Source organism: Wolbachia endosymbiont of Howardula sp. (genome assembly GCF_025021925.1).
In the GTDB taxonomy this organism is placed as follows: domain Bacteria; phylum Pseudomonadota; class Alphaproteobacteria; order Rickettsiales; family Anaplasmataceae; genus Wolbachia.
On sequence record NZ_CP092368.1, the window covers coordinates 428,147 to 454,819 of the forward strand.

Genomic DNA, 26,673 nt, shown 5'->3' on the forward strand with positions numbered 1-26,673 from the left:
GAGCATAATATTCACAAAAAAACTTAATAATTTAAGATTATGATAAATAAAACAATCTTAAGAAGAGTACAAACTATATTTGAGCGATTTCAATATATAAATCCTCTGCCTAAGATAGAGCTCCATTATACTAATCATTTTACTCTATTAATTGCTATAGTATTATCATCTCGTACTACTGATAGAAGTGTCAATAAAATCACAAAAGACTTATTCAATATTGTTGATTCGCCAAAGAATATGATAAATCTTGGACAAGATATGTTAAAGAAATACATAAATAGTATTGGTTTATATAATTCTAAAGCACAAAATATCATGGGACTCAGTATAGAGCTAGTAGAACAATATAACAGTATCATTCCTAATGATTTTGATCAATTAATCTCTTTACCTGGAGTAGGAAGAAAGAGTGCTAATGTCTTTTTAAACTCTGCATTTAATATGTTAACAATAGCTGTTGATACTCATGTATTGAGAGTAAGTCATAGATTAGGTTTAGTAAGAGAAACAAGAAATAAATTGTACATAGAACAGTATCTGTTAAAAGTTATACCCGTACAATATCTTCTAAATGCTCATAATTGGCTTGTACTACATGGGAGATATATTTGCAAGGCACGTCATCCTTTATGTACTCAATGTATTATTAGAGATGTATGTATATTTCAGTATAAGAAGGATCATCCTATATGAGAAACTTATATATTAAAACTTATGGATGTCAGATGAATGTATATGACTCTGAATTCATGACAAATTTAATTAAGCCTATGGGATTTAAAATGGTCACAGAACTTGAACAAGCTGATGTATTAATATTAAACACTTGTCATATTAGAGAGAAAGCAGTAGAAAGACTTTATTCTGAGCTTGGTCATATTCACTTAGTAAGTAAAAAAAAGCAAAACACAATGAACAAGAAAATGATCATTATTATTGCTGGATGTGTAGCACAAGCAGAAGGAGAAGAGATATTTAATAGAGCTCCATTTGTAGATATTATTGTAGGGCCTCAAAGTATTGCAGATTTACCAAATTTGATACTTGCAATAGAGAGCGATAAGAAACAGATCGTGCATACAGAATTTCCAGAAATTGCAAAGTTTGATAATATCTCTGAGTCATATTCAGATCATCATACAGGTGTGTCTGCATGTATTACTATACAAGAAGGTTGTAATAAATTTTGTACATTTTGTGTTGTACCATACACTAGAGGCAATGAATATTCTAGACCAGTAAATTCAATATTGCGTGAAGTATTACAACTAGTACATCGCGGAGCACAAGAAATTACTTTACTTGGTCAAAATATTAATGCTTATCATGGAATAAATGAAGGAATAGTATGTGATCTAGGTACCTTAATTACTCATATAGCAAAAATTGAACAAATCAGGAGAATTCGTTATATTACATCTCATCCAAAAGATATGCATGAAACACTATATTATGCTCATGCTCATGAAACAAAACTCATGCCATTTCTTCATCTACCAGTACAGTCAGGTTCAAATAAAATATTACGTAGAATGAATAGACAATATACTGTGCAAGATTATTTAACAATAATCCATAGATTGCGTACATTAAGATATGACATGGCATTTTCTTCTGATTTTATTGTAGGATATCCTGGAGAAACGGAACAAGATTTTCAAGATACTATACAATTAGTACAAACAGTACAATATACTCAGGGATATAGTTTTATATATAGTCCAAGACCAGGCACACCAGCAGCAGAACAAAAGGATCAAGTATCCATACAAGTACAAAAAGCACGTCTATTGCGTTTACAAAAATTACTGAATGAACAACAAATGCTTTTTAATCGTAGTATGATCGGCAAGATAGTCCCTGTATTATTTACAGATAAAAGAGGTAAATATCAGAATCAAATTATTGGTAAAAGCGTTCATATGCAATCAGTCTGTATATATGATGAGGCAGGAAGATATAATAATACAATTGTCAATGTAAAAATATTACAAGCATTCCAAAATAGTTTATTAGGAGAGATACTAGAGCAATAAATTCATGTCTTATACTATATACGTTTTATTTTTTTTCAATTTGTACTTTTTAAGAAAATAATATATGCTCTAGCTTTATTCAATTGATATGGACGCCAAGTTGCCACATTACCCTAAGACAACGAGTAATCCTAATTTTACTCTTTTAGAACAGAAAATAATAATATTTTGGCAGAGTAATAAAATCTTTGAGCATTCAGTAGAACAATATTCTAAGAATCATAGTTTTGTCTGTTATGATGGACCTCCATTTGCAAATGGATTACCGCACTATGGACACTTACTTACTGGTTTCATTAAGGATACTATTGCTAGATATCATACTATGATGCAAAAAAGAGTTGAAAGAAAGTTTGGTTGGGATTGTCATGGTTTACCAGCTGAAATAAGCGCTGAGAAAGAACTAGGGATCTCTGGTAGAATTAATATAGAAGCATTTGGTATTGCACAATTTAATAGTTATTGCCGTAATTCTGTGATGAAGTTTACCTCAAAATGGAAAGAATATATTGTAAGACAAGCAAGATGGGTAGATTTTGAAAATGATTATAAGACGATGGATAGATCGTTTATGGAATCAGTGATGTGGGCATTTAAAACACTTTATGAGAAAGGTTTAGTATATCAATCTGTACGGGTTGTACCTTATAGTTGGTCATGTGAAACTATACTATCTAATTTTGAGACTAGAATTGATAATGCGTATAGAGAAAAGACTAGTCAAGCAGTTACTGTTGCATTTGAACTTTTAGAGTCACCAAAAGAATTAAGGAATACTCATAAAAAATGTAAATTACTTGCTTGGACTACAACACCATGGACTTTACCTAGTAATCTCGCGCTTGCGATAGGACAAGATATTGAATATTCTGCAGTATCAATACATAACGAAATATATATTTTTTCTAAAAATTTCTTAAAGAAATGTCTCAATCATTGTGAAGAGCATAATCTGCCATATCAAGAATATAATATTGAGATTCACTATAAATCTCTTATAGGTCTTGCTTATAAACCAATATTTGAGTATTTTAAAGATACAAAAAATGCGTTCCGTACTATTATTGCGGAATATGTAACAGAAACAGATGGTACTGGAATTGTACATCTTGCTCCTGGATTTGGAGAAGAAGATTTTTCTTTATGTCAACATTATAATATTCAGCCCATTTGTCCAATTGATCAAAGTGGAAAATTTACTCATGAAGTATCAGATTTATCTGGAGTACATGTCTTTGATGCAAATAACACTATTATTAGTATATTACACACAAAAGGTCACTTATTTAGTACTGAATCATATATTCATAATTATCCACACTGTTGGAGAACTGATACACCTTTGATATATCGCACTATGAATTCTTGGTATATTGCAGTAACAAAACTAAAAAAGAGAATGATAGAGCTAAATAAAACAGTAAATTGGATTCCCGATCATATTAGAGAAGGTCAATTTGAAAAATGGCTTGAGGGTGCACATGATTGGTCGATATCTCGTAATAGATTTTGGGGTACTCCTATCCCTGTATGGCAATCAGATGATGATCAATATCCACGGATAGATGTATATGGTTCAATAGCAGAACTTGAAAAAGATTTCAATACAAAAATAGAAGATTTACATAGGCCATTTATAGATTTATTAACAAGGCCTAATCCTAACGATCCAACTGGTCAATCAAGCATGAGGCGTGTTCCTGATATATTCGATTGTTGGTTCGAATCTGGCGCTATGCCTTTTGCACATGTTCATTATCCTTTTAATAATAAAGAGTGGTTTGAAAATAATTTTCCCGCTGACAGCGTGACTGAATATACATCACAAACTAGAGGGTGGTTTTATACATTATTTGTTCTAGCAACTGCTCTCTTTGATACTGTACCATTTAAAAATTGTTTGTGTCATGGTGTTGTATTAGATATTAAAGGACAGAAATTGTCGAAACGACTAAATAATTATGAAGATCCAATAGAGATTTTTAATACATATGGATCTGATGCCTTACGATTTCTCATGCTATCATCATCGATTGTTTCTGGTGGTAATTTAATGCTTGATAAAGCAGAGATTTCAATACGTAATATTATCAAAAATGTGATTCAACCTATATGGAATAGCTATCATTTTTTCACTATATATGCAAATATAGATGGAATTCAAGCTCAAATATGTACAAAAGATTTCTCTCATCTTATGGATCGTTATATTCTTTTTAAATGTTTTGAAACTATTAAATCTATTCAAATTGCTATGAATCATTATCACTTACAAGAAGCTTGCTTGCATCTCATAAATTTTTTTGAAGTATTAAATAATTGGTATATTCGTCGTACGCGTAGAAGATTTTGGAATAGTGAATTAAATCAAGATAAAATTGATGCTTATAACGTTTTATATACACTATTTTACTATATATTAAAAGCATCTGCTCCCTTATTACCACTAACAACAGAAGTGATTTGGCAAGGTCTTCAGTATCAGGAATTATCAGTACATTTAGCCACGTTTCCAAATGTCGAGCAATATAATAATATAATTATTACTAAAATGGATTTAGTACGAGAGATTTGCAATGCTATATTATCTATTAGAAATATTTTTAATATACGTATTAGACAACCATTAAAAAATGTGAATTTATATCATCAATCTCTCTTTAATAATCTTGAAAATGAATTCTTAGAGATCATCAAAGATGAAGTAAATATACAAGCAGTAAATATTGTATCTGAATTACAAGAAATTGCATCAGAAGAATTGCACTTGAACTTTTCTGTACTAGGTAAAAGAATTCCAAATCAGATCAAACAATTAATTCAGTATGTGAAACATGGTAAATGGAAACGCATGACAAATATAGATCCTCAATTTACATCATCTATAATAAATAATATGACAAAATCTGCTTTGCAACATGCAATTTTTTTAGGTGATGAAATGAATTATTGCATCCTTCAAGAAGGAGAATATGAGATAGTATTAAAAGCGAATAGTAACTTTTCATCTGTCTTTGATCGAAATAAAGGAGTTGTCGTTCTAGATACTACTTTAAATGATGAATTAATTTTAGAAGGAATTGCGCGAGATGTTATTAGATGTATTCAAGATTCTAGAAAACAAGCACATTTATGTATTTCTGATAGAATTCATATAATTATACATACAAATAACGAGAAAATTCAGGAATCTGTATGTAAATGGCTTGAATATATACAAAGTCAAACTCTAGCATTATCTCTCAAAATAAATTCACATGTTGCATCTCACTGGTATTCTTATAAATACAGAGATATGATTGTCAATATCTATACCGTCTAACACATATTTTTTTCTTTATGATCTGTTCATTGAAGAATATATGCAGAGAAAAAAGAATTTTTATTCAAAAATGTCTAAATAATATGATCAGTGATTCACACAGTCAATAAAAATTAATTAAGTAAATGATTATGAGAGATTGCAAATTTTTAATTCTCCAAATCTTATATAGAATCATTCAATTAGAAAGATTAAAAATAATATATGATATATACCAATGATAATACGTACTCTTATGAGATATTATAATTAGGTTCATGTAAATACATCGCTTTAGCTGCATGTAATTGTTGCTGATGACTCAGTCTATAAAGAACTAATTTTCCTGCATCACAGGCATGAAAATTTTTCACGATATTATTATTACTATCTACAGATATAGAATTCTCATCACTCACTTGTTGTGCATCATTCACTACTATTGTAGGCTGTGATATTGGTAACAAATTACAATTAAACAACTGTGTATAGCGAATTTTTGTATTACTAATGACTCTGATATTCTTTAGGTTATTTGGATATAGCAAAGATGTATTATATGCTTGTACTTCAAATGCACTCACACCATATAATGGCTTATTTGTAGCAATATTCATTCCTATTGCAGCTGACATTCCTACTCTAATTCCAGTAAAACTGCCTGGTCCTACTACTACTACTAAATGTTCTATCTGATCGTAGTGACAATGCAATTTACAAAACAGATCAGTTAAAATTTGAAAAAATGACTCTGTATGATACTGCTTATCGGTACTCTCTTCTTGAAATATGGAACCATCATAATTCACAATTGCAATTGAAATATTATCATATATGCTATTAATAGCTAAGATTGTCATTCTATTGAACCTTATTATAGAATTTTGTAAATATTATTGCAAATGCTCCATTACCTAGAACATTAGCTGCGGTAATAATTGGATCAAAAATTATATATAAACTTGTGATCAATGACAATGCTTCTGAAGAAAAATTAAGATACTTTTCAAGTATAGGCAACATTATTATAATACCGCCTGATGGAACAGCAGCAACAGCAAATTTAAATAATAAAAAAAAGCTCAAAAAATACATATAATGTATCATTGATAATGAATAACAGGATGAAATGATTGTAGAGAGAATTATAATAAAAAAACAGTCTCCAATGAGATGAAAGCTGCTAGTAATTGAAATAATAGGTGTGATTATACTATGAGATGATAGTGAAATATTTTTTTTACTTCCTTCTAGAGTGAATGGTATAGTCGCATTACTAGAGAGAGTCCCTAGTGCAGTACACCATGCAGGCATCATATTACCTATGCTGATCAACCAGTTCTTAACATTAAATGAATTAGCAAATCCATATAGAAATATAATATAGAAATACGTGCAAGAAGAAATGATTATCAGTGATAATGAATAATTCTTAAAGAGTACAAGGAGTACTTGATCATGCTGCATTTTGAGAGAATAACCTAGTATAAATAGTAGAATACTTGGTGTAAGAAATATTTTCATAATCCATAAAATATAATGAGAGATTATATTAGAAATTATAGTACTCTGATGAGGTAATATCACGGTTATTACTATACTCAGTATAGATCCACTAAAGAATACAAACAAATGAGAGACAATTGGCTTAAGATTTAAGGACCATAAAGGAATAATGATTTCATCATATGTTGTTACATATGATATCGAGTAAGAATTCTGTATCATAACATTCCCGATGGAATAAGCAATGATAGTAGAAATAAAATTAGAGAGAAAAATTGATAAAAAAAGTAATATTATAAGCTTGATAGCTGAATTATATAAACGATTCATACTACTAAAAATTAAGCAAAATACAATAAAAGGCATGATAAAGAGAATCAATTCCTTTATACTGAGACTAATTGAATATAATAGAATTTTTACTTCTACTGGTACAAGATGGCCAAAACAGGCTACTATACTGATAATAATAATCAAAGAGATTAATTGGAACATACTATTAATCCTTCATCTCTAATGTCCTAATACAAAGGTGGTAATATTGTCTATAAAGTGTGAGAAAACAAAATTTCAATTTATTGATACTAGTAAAACTTTGCATATTATCGATACTGTCTAAGAATTTTGAAATCTTTTCCAGCATGATATGATGAGCGAGTCATAGGACTTGAAGATACCATTAAAAAACCCTTAGAATAAGCAATATATTTATAATGTTCAAACTCTTCTAGAGTAATATATCGATCAATTTTAGCATGCTTTGGAGTAGGTTGAAGATATTGTCCAATAGTAATAAAATCAGTATCAGCACTACGCAAATCATCCATAATTTGATATATTTCTTCTTTTGTTTCTCCTAGACCAAGCATTACACCTGATTTTGTAAAAATCTTTGAATTCGTTTTTTTGACCATCTTAAGTAAATATAGTGAATGAAAATAACGAGCACGAGGTCTTATTTTTGCATATAATCTAGGTACTGTCTCAATATTATGATTATATACATCAGGTGCAGCAACAGCAATAGATTCAAATGCATCTTTTTTATTTAAAAAATCAGGAGTCAGCACCTCTACTGTAATATCTTGAGATAATTGTCTAATCTCTTCTATACATTTTATAAATTGCTTTGCTCCCCCATCTGATAAATCATCACGATCTACAGAAGTAATAACAACATGTTGTAAATTTAACATCTTTATTGCTTGTGCTACATTTTTTGGCTCACCAGGATCTAATATATTAGGTATACCAGTTGTAACATTACAAAATGCACAAGCACGTGTACAAATTTCACCAAGAATCATGAAAGTAGCATGACCCTTATTCCAACATTCACCAATATTAGGACATGCAGCCTGCTCACAAACTGTATTTAATTTATGTGATCTTACAATATTCATTGTTTGAGAAAAGCCCACTCCTGTTGGAGCTTGTACTCTTAGCCAGTTTGGTTTATTACGCATCTAAAGCTTATCTCTTAATACAATGTATGTCTTGCTAAAGCTTTTTTTAATCTTATTTTAATTTTTTGAGCTTCTTTACTTAATTTGATTGTTCTTGTTTGCAATAAAAAATCATCTAAACTACCTTTGTAATCTATCGATCTTAAAGTTTTGATCGCAATACGAAAGCTGAATTGCTGATTTAAAATCTCGCTTTTCAATGTTACTTTATGTAAATTTAAGAAAAAGGCACGTTTTGTTTTACGATTTGAATGCGATACTTTATTACCAAAAGATTTTTTGCTTCCTGTTAACCAACAAACTCTACTCATTGCAATATATGGAACGATTTTCTATATATTGTAGATTATCTAATATAATCAGATAGTCAAGTCTCTTGCTGTACTTTTATATTATTAATAATCTTATATCCGAAAAATATTGATATTTTTGCCACTATCACATGAATCATACTATGAATTTTTAATTCTGTGCCTCCATTAATAGCGATGAGATACAATGTACCAGATCTCGTATTCTGTGTATATGAGATCTTTTTTGGTCGTGTATATTCTCCTATTTTTGTTCCTACAATATCTTGCCATTTTAAAATAAGACACATTTCATGTGTACTCATATTATTATTTTGCATACATTTCCAAGTATAGGATTCTATTATAGACTGTAATCTCTTAGGACCATAATTGTCACATGTTATTTTACTAGAAATTTCTTCTTCCTCCTCTCTAATTATTTATTGATTGATATGTTTTCAGATCTTCGTTCTATCCAAGCTTCTTGAATTGCTTCAAGTATTTTTTCATTACAATATTTTGTATTATCAGTAAATTTTTCTAACTCAAGAATTTTTTTTTTGAGTTTAGTAAATGGCATATATATAATATTTTCACATGGAAAAAGCATTTCTAATTCATCTACTATTTCCTCTATATCAAGCCACTGCATATATCTCACTTCTTATTTTACTATTAAATCTCTGGTGCCCACGGGGAGACTTGAACTCCCAAGGTCACAAACCCACGGATTTTAAGTCCGCTGCGTCTACCAATTCCGCCACGAGGGCTTTTTTCTATATTATATTATTATCTAGAATAAAATTCTACTACCAAATTCACTTCCATATCTGATGAATATGGAACTTCAGAATATTGCGGTTCTCTTAAATATTTTACTGAAAATGCTTTTATATCTCGCTCTAAATAATCTGGAATTTTACGTTCTTGTTGTAATATACTATTACGTATTAAAGGAATTGTTAAGATTCTATCTCTTATCTGTACGATATCACCTGGTTGGAGTGCATAACTTGCAATATTGACTAAATGATTGTTTACTGTGACATGCTTGTGTGCTATAATCTGCTTAGCAGAATAAATTGTTGGTACAAAACCAGAGTGGTATAGTACAGAACTTAATCTTGATTCTAACATTCCAATAAAATTATCAGCTGTGTAACCTCTTCTATTGTAAGCATTTAAAAAAATACGCCTAAGTTGCTGACTAGAAATGGCATAATAGCACTTGAATTTCTTGTGAGCAGCAAATTGCTTACCAAAATCAGATAGCTTTTTAAACCCTAGAATTCCATGTTGTCCAGGAGGATATTTTTTTTTATTTACTGGGTCTTTAGCTCTTCCCCATAAATTTATACCAAGTCTTCGACTCATTCTATACTTTCTAGTAATAATAGTTGTCATATAACTCTCAAGGTTGACTGTAAATTATTAATTACTTTCATAATAAGTGTCAACTTGTTTTTATTCACATAATTTCTTATACTTCAATTTTTGCTATTTTTTAATATATGAGTGATTCTCTTTTAGAAGAAATGTCTAATGCAGTACGTTGTTTATCAATTGATGCAATTCATAATGCTAATTCTGGTCATCCAGGCATGCCTCTAGGTATGGCAGACGTTATAACTGTATTATTTGCTAAATATCTGAATCATAATCCTGATGATGTACAATGGTTCGATAGAGATCGTTTTATTCTCTCAAATGGACATGGAGTAATGTTACTATATTCAATATTATATCTAACAGGATATATTAGCATAGATAACTTAAAAAACTTCAGGCAACTTGGTTCGAATACCCCAGGTCATCCAGAATTTGGTGTTACTCAAGGCGTGGATGCAACGACAGGTCCATTAGGACAAGGTCTTGCATATGCTGTAGGAATGGCACTCGCTGAATCAATTATGAAAGAAGAATTTGGTGAACAGTTAATTAATCATTTTACTTATGTAATAGTAGGTGATGGATGTCTTATGGAAGGAATTAGTCATGAAGCAGCATCTTTAGCTGGTCATCTTAAATTAAATAAATTAATCGTCTTATTTGATGATAATAATGTATCAATCGATGGACCTATTCAACTATCCTGCTCTGATAATATAGAACAACGTTTTGAATCATATGGTTGGGCAATTAATAAAATCGATGGACATAATTTTAACGATATCTCTCTTGCAATAGAACAAGCACAACACTCTGAACTTCCATCTCTAATATGCTGTCAAACTATTATTGGGAAATTTTCAAGTCATGCTGGTTTAGCATCTGCACATAGTAGAATGTTTACACAGAAAGAAATACAACAAATTAGAAAAAGATTAAATTGGCATAAACCATTTTATGTGCAAAAACATGTACAAGTTGAATGGAATAAAACGATCAATCGTATAAAGAAAAAATATAATTCATATACTAACATTAGTATCTATTCGCATGAAATCAAAAAGAAAATGTTAGAATTACAAAGAAGGATTGATAAACAATTACCATATAACATAGAAAATATTTTTAATACATTCAAACAGCACAATAAAAAATATATTACTGAATCTACTAGATCTGCGTTTGGTAGAATAATGAATGATCTCACTCAAAATATGCCTGAATTAATAGGAGGATCCGCTGATCTCACTGATTCAAATCATACTAAATATTATCATATGCATACCATAAATCGTAATAATTATCGTGGTAATTATATCCATTATGGCGTGAGAGAACACGCTATGGCGTCATGTATGAATGGTATGGCTTTACATGGCGGCATATTACCTTATGGTGGTACATTTTTAGTTTTTTCTGATTATTGTCGTCCCGCGATCAGGCTTTCAGCTCTCATGAAGCAACAGGTCATCTATGTGATGACTCATGATTCAATTGGAGTAGGAGAAGATGGACCTACTCATCAACCGATAGAACATTTATCTGCATTACGATCAATAATCAATTTATATGTATTTAGGCCATCAGATACTCTCGAAACATTAGCATGTCTATATATTGCTTTAAATAAGAAAGATGCACCATCGTTGTTTGCTCTTTCAAGACAACAAGTACATTCAATATATAAATGCAATAGTAATATAGAAAAACATGATGCTTATGAACTTGTTAAATTTGGTGCTTATATTTTATATGAGTCCTTAGGTACACTAGAAGTTACGATATTTGCTACAGGATCTGAAGTGGAAATTGCTATAGATGCAAGGAGCAAATTGCATATAAAAGGTATTGGAACAAGAGTAGTATCTATGCCATGCTGTAGAATATTTGACGAACAAGATGATCAATACAGAGAGTTAATATTAAATAATCATAGTATTAAAGTTGCAATTGAAGCAGGAAGCGAGATGGGTTGGCATAAATATATAGATATCAATGGTATCTTTATTGGTATGTCTCAGTTTGGAGCATCAGCACCATATAAAGAACTATATGAGCATTTTAATATTAATGCTGATTATGTAGTACAGCGTGTCTCTGAGAAGTTAATTTAAATCTTCTCATCTAGCACATTTAAAATAAATTATCATTTTCTCTATTTTTTTTCATTATATATCATCATATTTATTCATTCCTTAGATTAGGATGTATTCAATATACAGCAATATCAACAATATGTAGATTTACTATTATTATCAACATCAGTATATACAATACATATTAAACATTTTTATTGTATATTTCATTCTGGTAGAATCATATTTCTTATCTCTGGAAATTTTATATTGAGAGGTATAAATAAATATTTATTTAAAAAATATCCTGTTACTTTTAGTCCTAACCAAAATTCGTAATATGAGTAATAACATTTAATATTATTATTATATATATCATATAAAATTTTTGGAAAAGGAAGTAATTTATCAGAATAGAATTCTCCTGCTTTTTGTGATATCGCTCTTCCAGTTTTTGGAGAAATAAATGATAAATTTTCTGTTATTCCTGTTACAGCACATCTAGAGAGATCTAACTGAAATCCCAATTCTTTTAGAAGAATCAATTCTAAATTAAGATAATGACTATGCCAATTCTTATCATTTTGCTTAATGATCTCAATAAAAAATAAGAAAGATTCATAAATAGATAAATAAGGTTCATTTTCAGGTAATACTTTTGTTAAAATATAACAGTAAGAAATCATCGTGATACTTTTTAATCTATCTTGTAATACATGATGAAAAGAAGATTCAATTAATTTACAATTAAAAAATCCTAAGTTGCTATACAGTTTACTACTCCATTCTATATTTAAGAGATTACTAATTTGAAATGTAGATCGCATCATATTTTTGATATGAGTGAATCCTGTATATTTTCCATGATATTGTGTTAATATAGATACAATTAAATCTTTATCTCCATATTTTTGAGTGGCGATAATGATCCCTTCATCTTTCCATCGCATTTATAATATATTATGCATGATATTAATTAAGATTCATAATACTACAATAATACATATATTCCTATATCATCTTAATGAATAAGTTAATTTACTGGAATATGAAAATTTTGTTTTACAGTAATCACTCTCATCTATAGAGATAAAGTGATAGCTTCACAATATCTACATTACTTAGATAATCACTAATTTATATATAGATAGATATGTAATATATAATATCCTATAGAGGAATTAGATAAGGAAGAAGTGATATAAATAAAACAATTATTTCTGCTAAAAAGGTTTTACAACAGCCATGATCACTATAATCAGTATTAATACTGTGACACACTCATTTAAAATACGAAAATATATCTGTTTTTTCCTATTTAATGCTTTGATAAAGTGTTTTCTATATTTTGCAAGCATCATATGAATGATCAACATCACAATGATAGCAGTGCATTTTATATGAAACCACAATTCAAAATAGGGCTCTTTTATGAAAATTAACATAACTCCAAACATAAGTGAAAAGATCATAGCTGGATTCATAATATATTTGAGCAATCTTCTTTCCATTATTTGGAGTAAAGCATCATTTTCAGAACCTGAAGAAATATTTGCATGATAGACATATAATCTTGGTAAATATAACATACCAGCCATCCACATCATTACGGAAATAATATGTAAAGCTTCTAGCCAACGATAGTAATACATGAGTATTTAATTATTCAATATTATCAATATATGATATTATGCCATTTTAATAATAAGTAAGCAATATGGAATGCAAATCTTTTACTAAAGAACAAATTATATCTTTTTATAGGAAGATGCTTCTTATACGAAGATTTGAAGAAAAAGCAGGACAATTATATTCTATGGGATTAATAGGTGGTTTTTGTCATCTGTCAATAGGGCAAGAAGCAGTAGCAGTGGGTACACAGGCTGCATCAAAATTAGGAGATGCTTTCATTACAAGCTATAGAGATCATGGATTGATTCTTGCATGTAATGCTGATCAGAATGCTCTTATGTCAGAACTGATAGGAAAAGCAAATGGATGTTCAAAAGGTAAAGGCGGATCTATGCATGTCTTTGACATTGAAAAAAATTTTTTTGGAGGACATGGTATTGTAGGAGCACAAGTACCAATTGGAACAGGCATAGCTTTTGCTAATAGATATCAAAAAAAAAATAATGTAGTGTTTACATTCTTTGGTGATGGCGCTACAAATCAAGGACAAGTATATGAAGCTTTTAACATGGCATCTTTATGGAATCTACCTGTGGTATATATTATTGAAAATAATGAATATGCAATGGGTACTTCAACACATAAATCAACTTTATTGACAGATTTATATAAAAGAGGAGAATGCTTTGGTATTCCTGGTAAACAAGTATATGGTATGGATTTTTTTTCTGTATATTCTGCAACAAATCAAGCAGCTGAACATGTACGTACAGGTAAGGGGCCTATGTTACTTGAAATGAAAACATATAGATATCGAGGCCATTCAATGTCCGATCCTGCCACTTATCGCTCACAAGAGGAAGTACAAGATATGAAAAAAAATCATGATCCTATCAGTTCTTTAAAAAGCTATATCTTAGATCAAAATATTGCTTCAGAACAAATATGTAAAGCAATTGATCAAGAAGTACGGAATTCAGTAACACATGCGGAAGAATTTGCAAAAAGAAGTCCAGCGCCAAATGAAGATGAATTATATACAGACCTTTACAAGTCATGCATTCAATAGTTCAAGAGATTGTCTCATATGAATAGGAAGAGGCGCGGTAATATTTATTGTTTTGTTATTTGGTAATGTGACAGATATAGAAGATGCATGAAGATGCATTTTATTAATCATACCTTGCACAAAAGCTTTTTTTCCTCCATATTTACCATCACCAAGAATAGGACAATTTATATAAGCTAAATGTGCTCTTAATTGATGTGTTCTTCCAGTAATTGGATTTAATTGTAAATGAGCAATATTATATTGCAATCTTTTGAGAATGCAAAATCTTGTTATTGCATTCTGATTTGATTGCGGATCAACAACCATTTTTTCTTTTCCATAAATATTTCTTTTTGTAATTGGTAGATCTATTAATCCTTGATTCCTACTTGGAATACCTACAGTGAGTGCTAAATATGTTTTATGTATTCTACGTGCTTTAAATTCTTCCATAAGATGTCTTGCAACTTGTGTATTAGATGCAAATATTATGACTCCGCTAGTATCTTTATCTAATCTATGCACAATTTTAAAAGTTTTAGTCTCCCGTATTTGATGCAGTAAGTCGCTTATATTCATTTTTACTTTAATACCACCTTGTACGATTAATCCTATTGGCTTATTAATAGCTAATATGTAATCATCTTCATATAAGATATTTGATCTTATTAGTTCTAGTAATTGTGTATTATATTTTATGTTAGAATTTATTTGCTCAATATAGACTAGATTTTTAATAGTGAGAATTTGTCTAGAGTGTATTCTATAATTGGATTTTATCTTGTGATCATCAATTTTAATCAAGCCTTCTCTTAAAGATCTTTCAATAGAAGATTGCTTAAGATGAGGAAAGAGTGTTCTCATATATCTATCTAACCTTACTCCATCTTCTTCAATTAGTATTGTTGTGATCTTAGGAGACATTGTATATATATTATAGTATATTTTATATTCTTACTCAGAAGCTAGTATTGTAGTCATGTATATAACTCACAAGTACTTCTCAATGCACGGTTTTTTTTGTAAACTATTATTTCATTTCTTCTAAAGGAGTAATATTCATGATATCAAGTCCATCAGCAAGGATATATAAAAATGCTTGTACAAGAAATATTCTTGCAGCAGTGAGTAATAAGTTATCATATAATATCATACGCATGTGTATATTGTTTTGACCGCAGCCCCATAAAGAGTGAAAAATTTCTGCAATCTCAATAAGATAAAAGGTAACTTTATGTGGCTCACACTGTATTGCTGAATTTTCTAATATTAAAGGCCATTTTGCTAAGCTCTGTATAAGAAGTAATTCTAACTCATTGATTAATAATGAAAGATCAGGAGAAGGAAGATTTTTGGGACTCTTATTAATTAATGAGAATGCACGTGCATACGCATATTGCACATAAAAAATAGGGTTATCTTTCGATTGCTCTTTTACTTTATCAAAATCAAAATCTAATACCATATCATGGCTTCTTGTGAGCATGATAAAACGTGTTGCATCTTTACCAACCTCTTCTACGACATCTTGTACTGTAAGAAAGTGACCAGATCGCTTAGACATCTTAATCGGTTTACCATGCTCAAAGAATTGAACAACATTATGAATTTTGATATCTATTTTTACTGTATTATTACTTAGTGCAGAGACAACTCCTTGTAATCTTTTAGCATATCCAGTATGATCGCTACCAAGAGCTACTACTATTTTCTTAAATCCACGTGATATCTTATCAAAATGATAAGCAATATCAGAAGCAAAATAAGTCCAATGACCATCTTGTTTTTTGAGCGCTCGATCAATATCATCACCAAATTTGCTTGCGCGAAACATCAGTTCTCGCCTTGGTATCCAAGTATTAGTTAATTTACCTTTTGGTTGTTTTAAATTGCCTTTATATATTAGCCCTTTGTCAGATAATATTCTAAGACTCTCTTCAATTTTACCGCTTTTTTGTATCTCATCTTCTGAAGTAAAGACATCATGGCTGATACCAAGTAAGTGCATTTCTTCTTTAATTGATTCTAAGATCTTATTTAAAGTATATGTTCGAAAAATTTGATGATGTGGAGTATTGATCAGTGTATTACCATATTTTCTAGCTAGTGATTCTCCTATTGATTTTAAATATTCACCAGTATATACACTATTATCGAGAATAATTTTCTCCCCTAATGCTTCTTGATATCTTAAATATACTGTCTGTAACAATAAATTTATTTGTGCACCTGCATCATTAATAAAATATTCTTTGATAACTTTGTAACCAACTTTTTTCATTAAATTTGCTAATACATCTCCAAAGACCGCACCTCTTGCATGACCAATATGAAGGGGTCCTGTAGGATTTGCAGACAAGAATTCAAGATTTACAGTCTCATTTTTACCTATATTAAGAGATCCAAATTCTTTTTTTAGCGTATTAATTGAATTTAGAAGATCATACCACACTGTTCTTTTTAATTGAATATTAATAAAACCAGGATAAGCGATGTCTACTTTTGATATTTTCTGACAACATTGAATTTTGTTTACTAATATCTTAGCAATCTCAACTGCACTTTTTTTTTCATGCTTTGCTAATATGAAAGCAACATTTGTATATATTTCTCCATATAATCTATTGTTTGGAGGTGCAACAATAAAATCTGTAATAATATTATTTAGTAGCTTTTGTTCTTTTAGTTCTATTAATATATTCAAAATTAAAATATATATTTGTTTAAAAATATTCATATTCAAAAGATCACAAAACTACAGTATACAATATATTATAATAAAGAATATGATTTATATATCAGATGTTTTAACATGGCTCTGTGAGTTTTTATTACTTAAAATGTTTCAAAATCATTTATTTATCTGAGATAATTTTGCATATAGACCATCGTGACGTATTAGAGCATCATGCGTTCCTATTTCCTCTACTTTTTTATTATTCATGACTATGATATTATCAGTTTTAATAGCAGTAGAAAGTCTGTGTGTAATCATGATAGTGGTTCTGTTTTTCATAAGATGTCCTAATGCTTTTTGTACGAGACGTTCACTCTCATAATCAAGAGCTGATGTAGCTTCATCAAGTATCAAAATCTGAGGATTTTTTAAAATAGCACGTGCTATTATAATACGTTGTTTTTGTCCTTCAGATAATTTGAGACCTCTTTTACCAACATATGTATTGAATTGATCAGGTAATTTATCAATAAATTCCATTGCATATGCGCTGATGGCTGCTCGATGTACTTCTTCATATTGAGCATTTGGTTTGCCAAATAATATATTTTCCATAATTGTACAAGAAAAGATCATGTGATCTTGTGGTACTAAACCAAATAATGCTCTTAGATTATTCAGTGCTATTGAGTTAATATTATGTTCATCAATAGTAATGCTACCATTATCTGGATCATGAAATCTGAGAAGAAGTTTTAAAATTGTACTCTTACCGCTACCAGAAGGTCCAACAATTGAAACTGATTGACCTGCCTCTATAAAGAAAGATACATTGTCTAATGCTAATTTATTACCAGAATAAGAAAATGTTACATTATTAAATGCAATGCCTGTTTTTACATGATTTATTTTTATAGGATACTCTTGATTGACAATAGAGCTCCTCATATTTTTTAGTTCAAATAAACGATCTAATATCGCACGACCTTTCTGTAAATCACTAATATTATCGCTAAGATTATTGACAGCTCCTGCTGCAAGAGCTGAATAAAATACAAATGAAGATAAAGATCCAACACTGATATTATGATTTAATACTTCTTTAATGCCAAAAAAGAGTAAAATTACTAATGAACCTATCACACAAGCAATAATCAATGTAATAAAAATAGCACGTAAGAATACTAATTTTATATATGCTTGTGATACTGAATTGAGATATCCCTGAAACTTTATTTTTTCATTTTCTTCTAAGACAAAAGATTTTATAGTGACTATGGATCGAAAATTTTCTTCACTGAGTGATGCAAGTTCACTCAATTTATCCTGTACAGCACGTGCATAGTTACGAACTCTTTTACCCAATACAGTAATAATGATTAAAATCATTGGCACGACTGCAGCTGTATATGTAGTAAGATGTATATTAATATATAATAACATTATTATACTACCAATTAATGTAATGATATTGCGTAATATCGTAAGCACACTACTACTTATGATTGATTGTAATATAGAGGTATCAGTGATTAGCACGGAAATCACATCTTGTACACCTGTATCTTCGAAGAAGCTTGGTTGTAAATCAGTAATACTACTATATAGATCATATCTCACTCTTGCGATAAATTTTTCACTGCCCACTCCAATACAATATATTCTAATAAATGAAGTCATAGAAATCCCTAATACTATAAATATTGCAAACAACAATTGAATAGTAAAATTATGCTCTGAGCTAGAATCAATTATACTACTGAGTCCTTGACCAAATAGTAGAATTGTTAAAGCTGAGCATAACACTGAAATAAAAGCTATTATAAAATACCATAGATCAGGTTTGAGATAATGAACAAGTTGTTTAATATTGCTTTGCATAGAGATATTTTAGACTATATAACACTTATTATATAAACTTTTTCCTTATAGGAAAAGAAGAAAGGTATTACTCAATTTAGTTGAACACAAATAGATTTAGAATTAATATATGGGTAAAAATATTACTTAATTGCAATATATAATGCTACAAGTCCATAGCTGATATCATTATACTGTACATTTTTAAAGCCTATTTCTTCAATTTCTCTTGCAATATGAGATTGGCTTGGAAATTCTTTAATGCTTTTTACTAAATATTCATAGGCATATGTATAATTAGTAATGAATCGAGCAATTTGAGGAATAATTTTAAATGAATATATTTCGTAAAATTTGCTAAATATCTTATTTTGATAATGCATAGGTGCAAATTCTAAACAGATAAATATGCTATCATATTTTAGTACCCTATAAATTTCGCTAAGTGCTTTCTTACGATCAGACATATTTCTAATACCAAAAGCTAATGTACAGTAATCAAATGTATAATTCATAAAGGGTAAATTTTCTGCATTAGCGCACACATAATCACAATTTAGATAATTTAAATTGATAATTTTATTATATGCCTGATCTAGCATGTTTTGATTACTATCGCATAATGTCACTTGAGCAGTACTATCTTTTTTCATGATTTGTATTGCTATATCTCCAGTACCAGCTGCAAGATCTAAAATTTTAGCATTATGTATATATTCTATCAGATTGATCATCTTATATTTCCATACTCTATGCATTCCAAAACTCATGATATCGTTCATAAGATCATAGTCATTTGCTACGGAATCAAATATTGATTGCACTAATTGTGTTTTATTCATTTTATCTATAAAATATGCATGTATGATGCTTGTACTATTTTCTATTTATACATAGAGATTCATGACTATAAAGAAAAAAATCACTCTTCATTTTTAAAGAGTGATAATATCAAAATAAAGTGATTAGATATATACTAACAGATAAAATCTATTATAATTAGAATCACTGAAACCTATTTTTCATTACATGATTACAACTAATTCGCGAAACATTATATCTCTTATCATGATACTATCTGTAGCAGTTGTAGATATGGCTACTGATTTGTATTCAGTAGCATTACCTAATATTGCAAGTTATTTTAAAGTAGAAAGCGATACAGTACAATTGACTATCAGTTTAAATTTAATGGGATTTGCAATATCTGGATTAATCTATGGGCCATTATCTGATCGTTACGGTAGAAGACCAATCATGTTAGTCGGTATGACAATCTTTACTTGCGCAAGTATTATATGTTGTATATCTAATGATATATCATTTCTTATATTGATACGTTTTATACAAGGTATTGGTGCTGGTGTGACAGGAGTTGTTGGATATGCAGCAATTAGAGATATGTATTCTGGCACTGAGTACTCAAAAGTGATTTCAAAACTCAATATGGTAGTAGCATTATCTCCTGGTATAGCTCCAGTAGTAGGTAGTTATATTATTGCAAATGGTTACAATTGGCAATTTTTATTTTATATCATCTCATTAGCAGCAGTGATTATGCTGATTTTTATTTATTATAAATTACAAGAAACACTTGATATATATGCACATAAAAATACTAATTTTCATGGTATTGAAAATAATATTTTTCAGCAATATATCATCATATTCCAGAATTACCGATTTCTTGGATTTTCTACTATTCATGGACTGACTTTTATGTGGCTATGGGGATACATTGCTAATTATCCATTCATATTTGAATCTATGGGTATTGCAGTTCAATATTTTGGATATTTGATATCATTTATAGTAATATTTTATATTATTGGTACATTAATTAATAGTAAATATGTTCCTAAAGTAGGAATTAGTAATATGTTAATGATAGGTTTAATTTTACCGGTGATTTCTGAGAGTATCCTAGTATATTGTTATTACTTTAATATATTTAATATATTTATTTTACAAACTGCTTGGATTCCAAGTAATATAGGCCTTGCATTAATTATTAGTAATAATGTCACCTCTGCTTTGGATACAATTCAAAACATAGGTCTTGGAAGTGCTATTATATCATTTTGCAATATGATGTTTGGAGCGCTTGGGATATATATAATAGGTAAATTTTGCTCATATGGTATTTTATCAAATTTACTGCTCACAATAACATGTTCTACACTTGCAGTGATTATATATTTTATTCTCAGGTATTCTACGCAAGATAAAAAATTAACATTAGTTTAAAATTTGAAATGTTGATACAAATCATCCTATAGTTGTTAATATGCTGACAGGGATATTTTAGCAAAATATTTCAGTGTATATAATAATATTTCATTATTTTATGCATTCAACGTTTTACTCTATTATTTATGAGTGGATTGTGTAATCACCTGATTATTTCTATTATGATGAGGTAGAGGATACTTTTTAGTATCAGGATATAGATGATTATTATTGCTTCTGATAATTCCATTACCTTGTTCAGAATCGCAATCTTTATAAAAATCCTCAAGACCTGCATCTTTAATAAATTCATTTGCTTTCAATTTTATTATCATTAAGTATCTAGATATTACTCTAATAAGATCAAGTACAATTGGCAGCTTCTTTTTATCTAAAAATATAATACTTACCAAAGCGATAACTAAAATTTCAGAGAAACCAATATTAAACATTCTGGCTATGATATAAGTGATTTAACTTTTCTAATTATAAATATTAATTTACTTAAATCAAGATTAGATACAATAATTTTATCTAAGATACTGTTGTAGCGTATTACAATTTCCTGATTATTATCAAGCCATTTTTGTACTACATCATCTAATTGATCATGATCTTGTTTGATCACAATAATAGTAAGTTTTTCATGATAATTACTTAAATCATCTAATAAATCATTAATTAAATTTTTATCCCAATCAGAAGCATTGCATTTTATTTTGATTGCCATAGTATTAATTAGTTCGAATCTTAACATAGATTTTAATTCAAAATATATTTTACTAGCACCAACAATTGGTATATCTGTTTCCTTAGAAATTGCAATGATATCTAATGAATATGCAAGTAGAGACAAATCAAAAATTTTTTTTGTTAGTATGTGATTTATATTGAGATCCATTAGTGATGAGAGTCTATAATTGTAGATTTTTAATAGATGTTCATCTAAAATATGAATCAAATTTTTTTCTAAAGTATTAATTAATTCCTTAAATTCATTTATATTATTAAATTCGATTAAATTATATCTTGTAAGATTTTTGACTATCCAAAATGTTACTCTTGCAATAAATTTCTGGACATATCGCACTACTTGTAAATATGCATTCACATCAATCTGTTCGTCTAAATCATCAATTAAATTCCATATAACATGTAGATCATATAAACGATTAATCATAATATATATATTAACTGCTTCATGTATCTGGATGCTAGTATTTTCGATTAAATTATTAATAAATACGCATCCCATTCTATTTACTATTTCATTTGCAATACAAGTACAGATAATTTCTCTACGAAGTTGATGTTTTAATAAAGAAGCTTTAAACTGTTGTACCATGTGATGAGGAAAATAATCTAGTAAATAATCATTAGCAATAATTTCCTGATCAGGTAAATCAGAATGTAAAATAGCATTCTTAATTGCTATTCTAGCATATGACATTAGTATAGCAATCTGAGGGGAAAAAAAGCCTGAGTGCGTATTGATTAAGAACTTGATTATTTCTTCATCACATGGTAAGCACTCTATATGGCGATTTAAGAGTCCAGATTTCTCTAAACTGATGATAAGTTTATGATGTTGCTCTACTCTTTTTTTAGTTTGTAAACATTCAAGTAATAAAGCTTTAGTTTCAATAATATTATGCTCTTTAAGCACTTTAGATGCTACTTCATCTATCATGCTCACAAGTATTTTATTTCTTTGTTCTAGAGAGAGATTACCTAATTTTATAGCTTCTACAAAGACAATTTTGATGTTAACTTCAAGATCTGAACATATTACTCCAGCTGAATTATCAACAAAATCTGCGTTAATGTATCCTCCTTTTTTAGCATATTCTATTCTTCCAAGTTGGGTGCATCCTAGATTACCACCTTCTATAAACATGTCCGATCTAATATCTTGTCCATTCACTCTAAACTCATCATTTGCTTTATCACCTACAAGAAGATGACTCTCGCTCTTAGCCTTTACAAAAGTACCGATACCACCATTCCATATGACATCTACTTGTGCTTGTAAAAGATATTTTATTAGTTCTTTTGGAGTTAAAAAATCTTGATGAATATCAAATCTATCTTTGATCTCACAAGAGATATTGATGACCTTACTATTACGTCTAAAGATTCCTCCTCCAGCAGAAAGACAATCTTTGTTATAATCTTCCCAAGTTGAAAATGGCAACTCAAAAAGACGCTTACGTTCTATAAAACTATTATGTGCATCAGGCTCTGGATCAATAAAAATATGAGAATGATTAAATGCACCAATTAAGTGTATTTGTTCTGAAAGAAGCATTCCATTACCAAAAAGATCACCACTCATATCTCCAATGCCAATCATAGTAATTTTCTGGTAAATATTTTTATTTTTAGCCCAAAAATGCCTCCTTGCTGCAATCCATGCGCCTCTAGCTGTAATAGCCATTTTTTTATGATCATATCCTGATGATCCACCAGATGCAAATGCATCACCAAGCCAAAAATTGTACTCACATGCTATTTGATTTGCATAATCAGAAAATGATGCTGTACCTTTATCTGCTGCGACCACTAAATATGGATCATCTTCATCGTATCTTATTACTTGTTCCGGAGGAATTATTTTACCATCAATAACATTATCAGTAATATCAAGCATACCTCTAATAAAATTTTTATAACATGCAATGCCTTGAGTTCTAAAATCATAATTCTCTTGATCAATTGTCTTCTTTACAATAAAACCACCTTTTGCACCTACTGGTACAATAACAGTGTTTTTTGTCATTTGAGCTTTCATTAAACCTAAAATTTCAGTACGAAAATCCTCTGTTCTATCAGACCATCTTAAACCACCACGTGATAATTTTCCTCCTCTTAAATGTATACCTTCAAATAAATGAGAATAAATGTACAATTCCCGATAAGGATATGGTTCAGGTAAATTATTTATTTTACTTGAATCAAATTTTATAGATAAGTAAGACTTAGTATCTTGATAATAATTAGTTCTTAAAATCGCCATGATCAAGTTAAATATTGCTCGTAACACGTAATCATATGATATATTGCTAATCTTTTTGATTAGAGAATCAATTTTTTCCATAAAAATCTCAATAGTTTGTTCTCTATCAATATCTATTTTTGGATCAAATCTAACATGAAATAATTGTATTAAATATTTTACTATTTTGGGATGGCATGATACTACTTTTTGAATAAACTCTGAATTATAATGAAATGAAGTTTGTTTAAGATATGCGCTCAATGCTCTTATTAGGAGTACTTCTTTCCATTCTAGTCCAGCAATCATTACTAAACTATTAAAAAAATCATTATTTACTTCTTGTCTAAAGACTTTTGCAAGTGTAATTTCAAATTGCTCTTTAAGGGCAATATTATTGAATAGTTCATCTACTTTTGATAATACAAAATGATGTATCCATATACCACTATCAATATCTATATAATAACCATTATGTGACAGAATCTCAGCACCTAAATTCTTGGTGATTTTTAGTATTTTAGATAATTCAAGTCCTCCATTTACTGCAGTATAGACTTTTAATTGATAATTCAAATTATCATGTGTCAGCCTTAAATCTGCTTCATTCACTCTCTTCTTTCTGACTTGCTCTAACTTTTTCATATCATAATATGCTTCTTGAGGTGCAAAATTCTCTTGATAGCTTACTGAAAATGCATTGCAATATTGAATGAATATGTCTTCAACAGTACTAAAAGTGTGATATAGATTTTCTATAAATCTATCTTCCCATTTTTCTGTGATATTCTTTAATTTATTTTCTATATGTAAAATATTATTCTCTACAATAGTATGATTCTTGATCTTAAGAAATACATGTAATTTCATCAAATGAAACTCACTTATCATGTGATAATTATAAATTTCTGCACTCTCTGCATCTAATTCTGATTTTAAAATATCACATATCTTATACATTAATTTAGAGCTAGTATCACGCATTGGAATTAATACGATACAACTTATCAAAGTATTAACATGTTTTAAAAATAAACGTATTCTTGGTCTAATTGCAAGAGACATAATAGAAGTACAAATATGTAATAATGTATCTTCATTAGATTGCAGTAATTCATTACATGAAAATGATTGAAGAATCGAAATTAGAGCCTTATGATTATGACCTCCTAGTACAAATCCTGATTTTTTTTCTATGATTCTTATTTTATCCTTTATGATAGGAATAGATTTAATATCTTGTATCTCTGCCATAGATGTAAATAAGCCAAAAAACCGCTTTGATATTATGATTTTACCTGTACTATCTAATGTATTAACTCCTATACAACTCATATATGTATGACGATGTACTATTGAAATTAACTCTGATTGTAAGAAATATATCAGATCAAGAGAGAGATCATTCATTATAAAATGCTGCAGTTCTTTACTTACTTTCATGCATCCAAGATTTTCTGTACTTACAGGTAGAAATTGATTTTCATATACTTGTCTATATTCTTGATATCCTAGAAAAATAAAGTTATTATTTTTAAGCCAATGTAAGAAGTCTTGCTGATGTATTTTGATTGTATCAAGTTGATTCATCATTAAGTGCCAATCCTGTACAACACAGTTGACGGCTTTCATAGTGTACTGTAACGCTCTATATAATGTACTAACGAAACTTTCACTTATTCCTTTAATAATGACATATATCACCGATTCTTTTATACCATATGGTTCTATTAGAGGATGAATTTTTTCAATAACACCTAACTTATTTCTTTGTATATTAATAATACTATTACTATAGTAACATACTGTTAAATGATGTGATTTTATGGTGGAAATGATGGAATCAACTAAAAATGGCATATCAGGATTTGCTATTTTAATAATAGTAAAATTGCCTTTTATGTCAGGTATATTATTAATATTGCTTATTTCTAATTTACTTTCTGTATTTTGATTAATATACATAAAGTGAAATGCATCTTCTACAAGATATAACAGAAATTTATCATTAACCTTTAAATCACTGTTATATATACAGTTATAAAAGTATTTAATAAATTCTTTTAACTGTACTTTATCTGCATATTGCATGCAATTAATTAACTTAAATATAGAATCAATATCAATACTGTGATGTATACACATTACTTATAATAAAAA

21 protein-coding genes and 1 tRNA gene are annotated in these 26,673 nt (G+C 29.1%); 6 read left to right on the forward strand and 16 right to left on the reverse strand.

The genetic code is table 11. From position 1 onward, the window contains the following. Positions 1–39 precede the first annotated feature (39 nt). From nth to ileS, 3 genes are all read left to right on the forward strand, one after another. Positions 40–696: an endonuclease III gene (gene nth / locus MC061_RS01975; RefSeq protein WP_259535608.1), complete on the forward strand. Its 657-nt coding sequence runs from the start codon at positions 40–42 to the stop codon at positions 694–696. Beyond that, on the forward strand, positions 693–2,039 hold the full coding sequence (miaB, locus tag MC061_RS01980) for a tRNA (N6-isopentenyl adenosine(37)-C2)-methylthiotransferase MiaB (RefSeq protein ID WP_259535610.1): 1,347 nt from the start codon (positions 693–695) through the stop codon (positions 2,037–2,039). Before nth ends, miaB begins: the two co-directional genes overlap by 4 nt. 88 nt (positions 2,040–2,127) lie before the next feature. Next, positions 2,128–5,361 carry an isoleucine--tRNA ligase gene (gene ileS / locus MC061_RS01985; RefSeq protein WP_259535612.1) on the forward strand — a complete coding sequence of 1,078 codons (3,234 nt, stop codon included), beginning with the start codon at positions 2,128–2,130 and terminating at the stop codon, positions 5,359–5,361. A gap of 233 nt (positions 5,362–5,594) precedes the next feature. On the opposite strand, the gene tsaB is transcribed toward ileS, so the two are convergent. The 8 genes from tsaB to rpsD form a co-directional block, all read right to left on the reverse strand. Further along, positions 5,595–6,200, reverse strand: a complete 606-nt coding sequence (gene tsaB / locus MC061_RS01990; RefSeq protein WP_259535614.1) for a tRNA (adenosine(37)-N6)-threonylcarbamoyltransferase complex dimerization subunit type 1 TsaB — start codon at positions 6,198–6,200, stop codon at positions 5,595–5,597. A gap of 1 nt (position 6,201) precedes the next feature. Continuing rightward, positions 6,202–7,341, reverse strand: a complete 1,140-nt coding sequence (locus MC061_RS01995; protein WP_259535616.1) for a dicarboxylate/amino acid:cation symporter — start codon at positions 7,339–7,341, stop codon at positions 6,202–6,204. Positions 7,342–7,448: 107 nt separating this feature from the next. Further along, a complete protein-coding gene (lipA, locus tag MC061_RS02000) occupies positions 7,449–8,312 on the reverse strand; it encodes a lipoyl synthase (protein WP_259535618.1) in 864 nt (287 codons plus the stop codon). Positions 8,313–8,326: 14 nt separating this feature from the next. After that, positions 8,327–8,623 carry a 50S ribosomal protein L28 gene (gene rpmB / locus MC061_RS02005; RefSeq protein ID WP_259535620.1) on the reverse strand — a complete coding sequence of 99 codons (297 nt, stop codon included), beginning with the start codon at positions 8,621–8,623 and terminating at the stop codon, positions 8,327–8,329. Between the two features lie 56 nt (positions 8,624–8,679). After that, positions 8,680–8,943, reverse strand: coding sequence for a DUF721 domain-containing protein (locus MC061_RS02010; RefSeq protein WP_259535622.1), 264 nt, complete (start codon positions 8,941–8,943; stop codon positions 8,680–8,682). A 98-nt stretch (positions 8,944–9,041) separates the two neighbouring features. Next, entirely contained in the window at positions 9,042–9,257 is a 216-nt protein-coding gene (gene iscX, locus MC061_RS02015) for a Fe-S cluster assembly protein IscX (RefSeq protein WP_259535625.1), read from the reverse strand. 32 nt (positions 9,258–9,289) lie between these two features. Continuing rightward, positions 9,290–9,375, reverse strand: a tRNA-Leu gene (locus MC061_RS02020). Positions 9,376–9,394: 19 nt separating this feature from the next. Beyond that, a complete protein-coding gene (gene rpsD / locus MC061_RS02025; protein ID WP_259535627.1) occupies positions 9,395–10,009 on the reverse strand; it encodes a 30S ribosomal protein S4 in 615 nt (204 codons plus the stop codon). 107 nt (positions 10,010–10,116) lie between these two features. Between rpsD and tkt the strand changes: the two genes are divergently transcribed. Then, entirely contained in the window at positions 10,117–12,108 is a 1,992-nt protein-coding gene (tkt, locus tag MC061_RS02030; RefSeq protein WP_259535629.1) for a transketolase, read from the forward strand. A 188-nt stretch (positions 12,109–12,296) separates the two neighbouring features. Here tkt and recO read toward each other — a convergent pair whose 3' ends face one another. Next, positions 12,297–13,019 (reverse strand): DNA repair protein RecO, encoded by a 723-nt coding sequence (gene recO, locus MC061_RS02035; RefSeq protein ID WP_259535631.1) that lies wholly within the window; start codon positions 13,017–13,019, stop codon positions 12,297–12,299. Between the two features lie 273 nt (positions 13,020–13,292). Beyond that, entirely contained in the window at positions 13,293–13,721 is a 429-nt protein-coding gene (hemJ, locus tag MC061_RS02040; protein WP_259535633.1) for a protoporphyrinogen oxidase HemJ, read from the reverse strand. A 65-nt stretch (positions 13,722–13,786) separates the two neighbouring features. On the opposite strand from hemJ, the gene pdhA reads away from it, so the two are divergent. After that, complete coding sequence (gene pdhA / locus MC061_RS02045) at positions 13,787–14,770, forward strand: pyruvate dehydrogenase (acetyl-transferring) E1 component subunit alpha (RefSeq protein WP_259535635.1); 984 nt, start codon at positions 13,787–13,789, stop codon at positions 14,768–14,770. Here pdhA and MC061_RS02050 read toward each other — a convergent pair. The 4 genes from MC061_RS02050 to ubiE all read right to left on the reverse strand — a co-directional run bounded on the left by MC061_RS02050 (position 14,756) and on the right by ubiE (position 20,131). Further along, a complete protein-coding gene (locus MC061_RS02050; RefSeq protein WP_259535637.1) occupies positions 14,756–15,676 on the reverse strand; it encodes an RluA family pseudouridine synthase in 921 nt (306 codons plus the stop codon). The genes pdhA and MC061_RS02050 overlap by 15 nt on opposite strands. A 106-nt stretch (positions 15,677–15,782) precedes the next feature. Next, on the reverse strand, positions 15,783–17,489 hold the full coding sequence (argS, locus tag MC061_RS02055; RefSeq protein ID WP_259535639.1) for an arginine--tRNA ligase: 1,707 nt from the start codon (positions 17,487–17,489) through the stop codon (positions 15,783–15,785). A gap of 114 nt (positions 17,490–17,603) precedes the next feature. Then, positions 17,604–19,310 (reverse strand): ABC transporter ATP-binding protein, encoded by a 1,707-nt coding sequence (locus MC061_RS02060; protein WP_259535641.1) that lies wholly within the window; start codon positions 19,308–19,310, stop codon positions 17,604–17,606. Positions 19,311–19,432: 122 nt separating this feature from the next. Beyond that, positions 19,433–20,131: a bifunctional demethylmenaquinone methyltransferase/2-methoxy-6-polyprenyl-1,4-benzoquinol methylase UbiE gene (gene ubiE / locus MC061_RS02065; protein ID WP_259535643.1), complete on the reverse strand. Its 699-nt coding sequence runs from the start codon at positions 20,129–20,131 to the stop codon at positions 19,433–19,435. 226 nt (positions 20,132–20,357) lie between these two features. On the opposite strand from ubiE, the gene MC061_RS02070 reads away from it, so the two are divergent. Next, positions 20,358–21,536 carry a multidrug effflux MFS transporter gene (locus MC061_RS02070; protein ID WP_259535645.1) on the forward strand — a complete coding sequence of 393 codons (1,179 nt, stop codon included), beginning with the start codon at positions 20,358–20,360 and terminating at the stop codon, positions 21,534–21,536. 122 nt (positions 21,537–21,658) lie between these two features. Here the strand turns inward: MC061_RS02070 and tatB are convergent, their stop codons facing one another. Together tatB and MC061_RS02080 are read right to left on the reverse strand one after the other, a co-directional pair. Next, entirely contained in the window at positions 21,659–21,970 is a 312-nt protein-coding gene (gene tatB / locus MC061_RS02075) for a Sec-independent protein translocase subunit TatB (protein ID WP_259535648.1), read from the reverse strand. Between the two features lie 5 nt (positions 21,971–21,975). Then, positions 21,976–26,658: an NAD-glutamate dehydrogenase gene (locus tag MC061_RS02080; RefSeq protein WP_259535650.1), complete on the reverse strand. Its 4,683-nt coding sequence runs from the start codon at positions 26,656–26,658 to the stop codon at positions 21,976–21,978. Positions 26,659–26,673 lie beyond the last annotated feature (15 nt).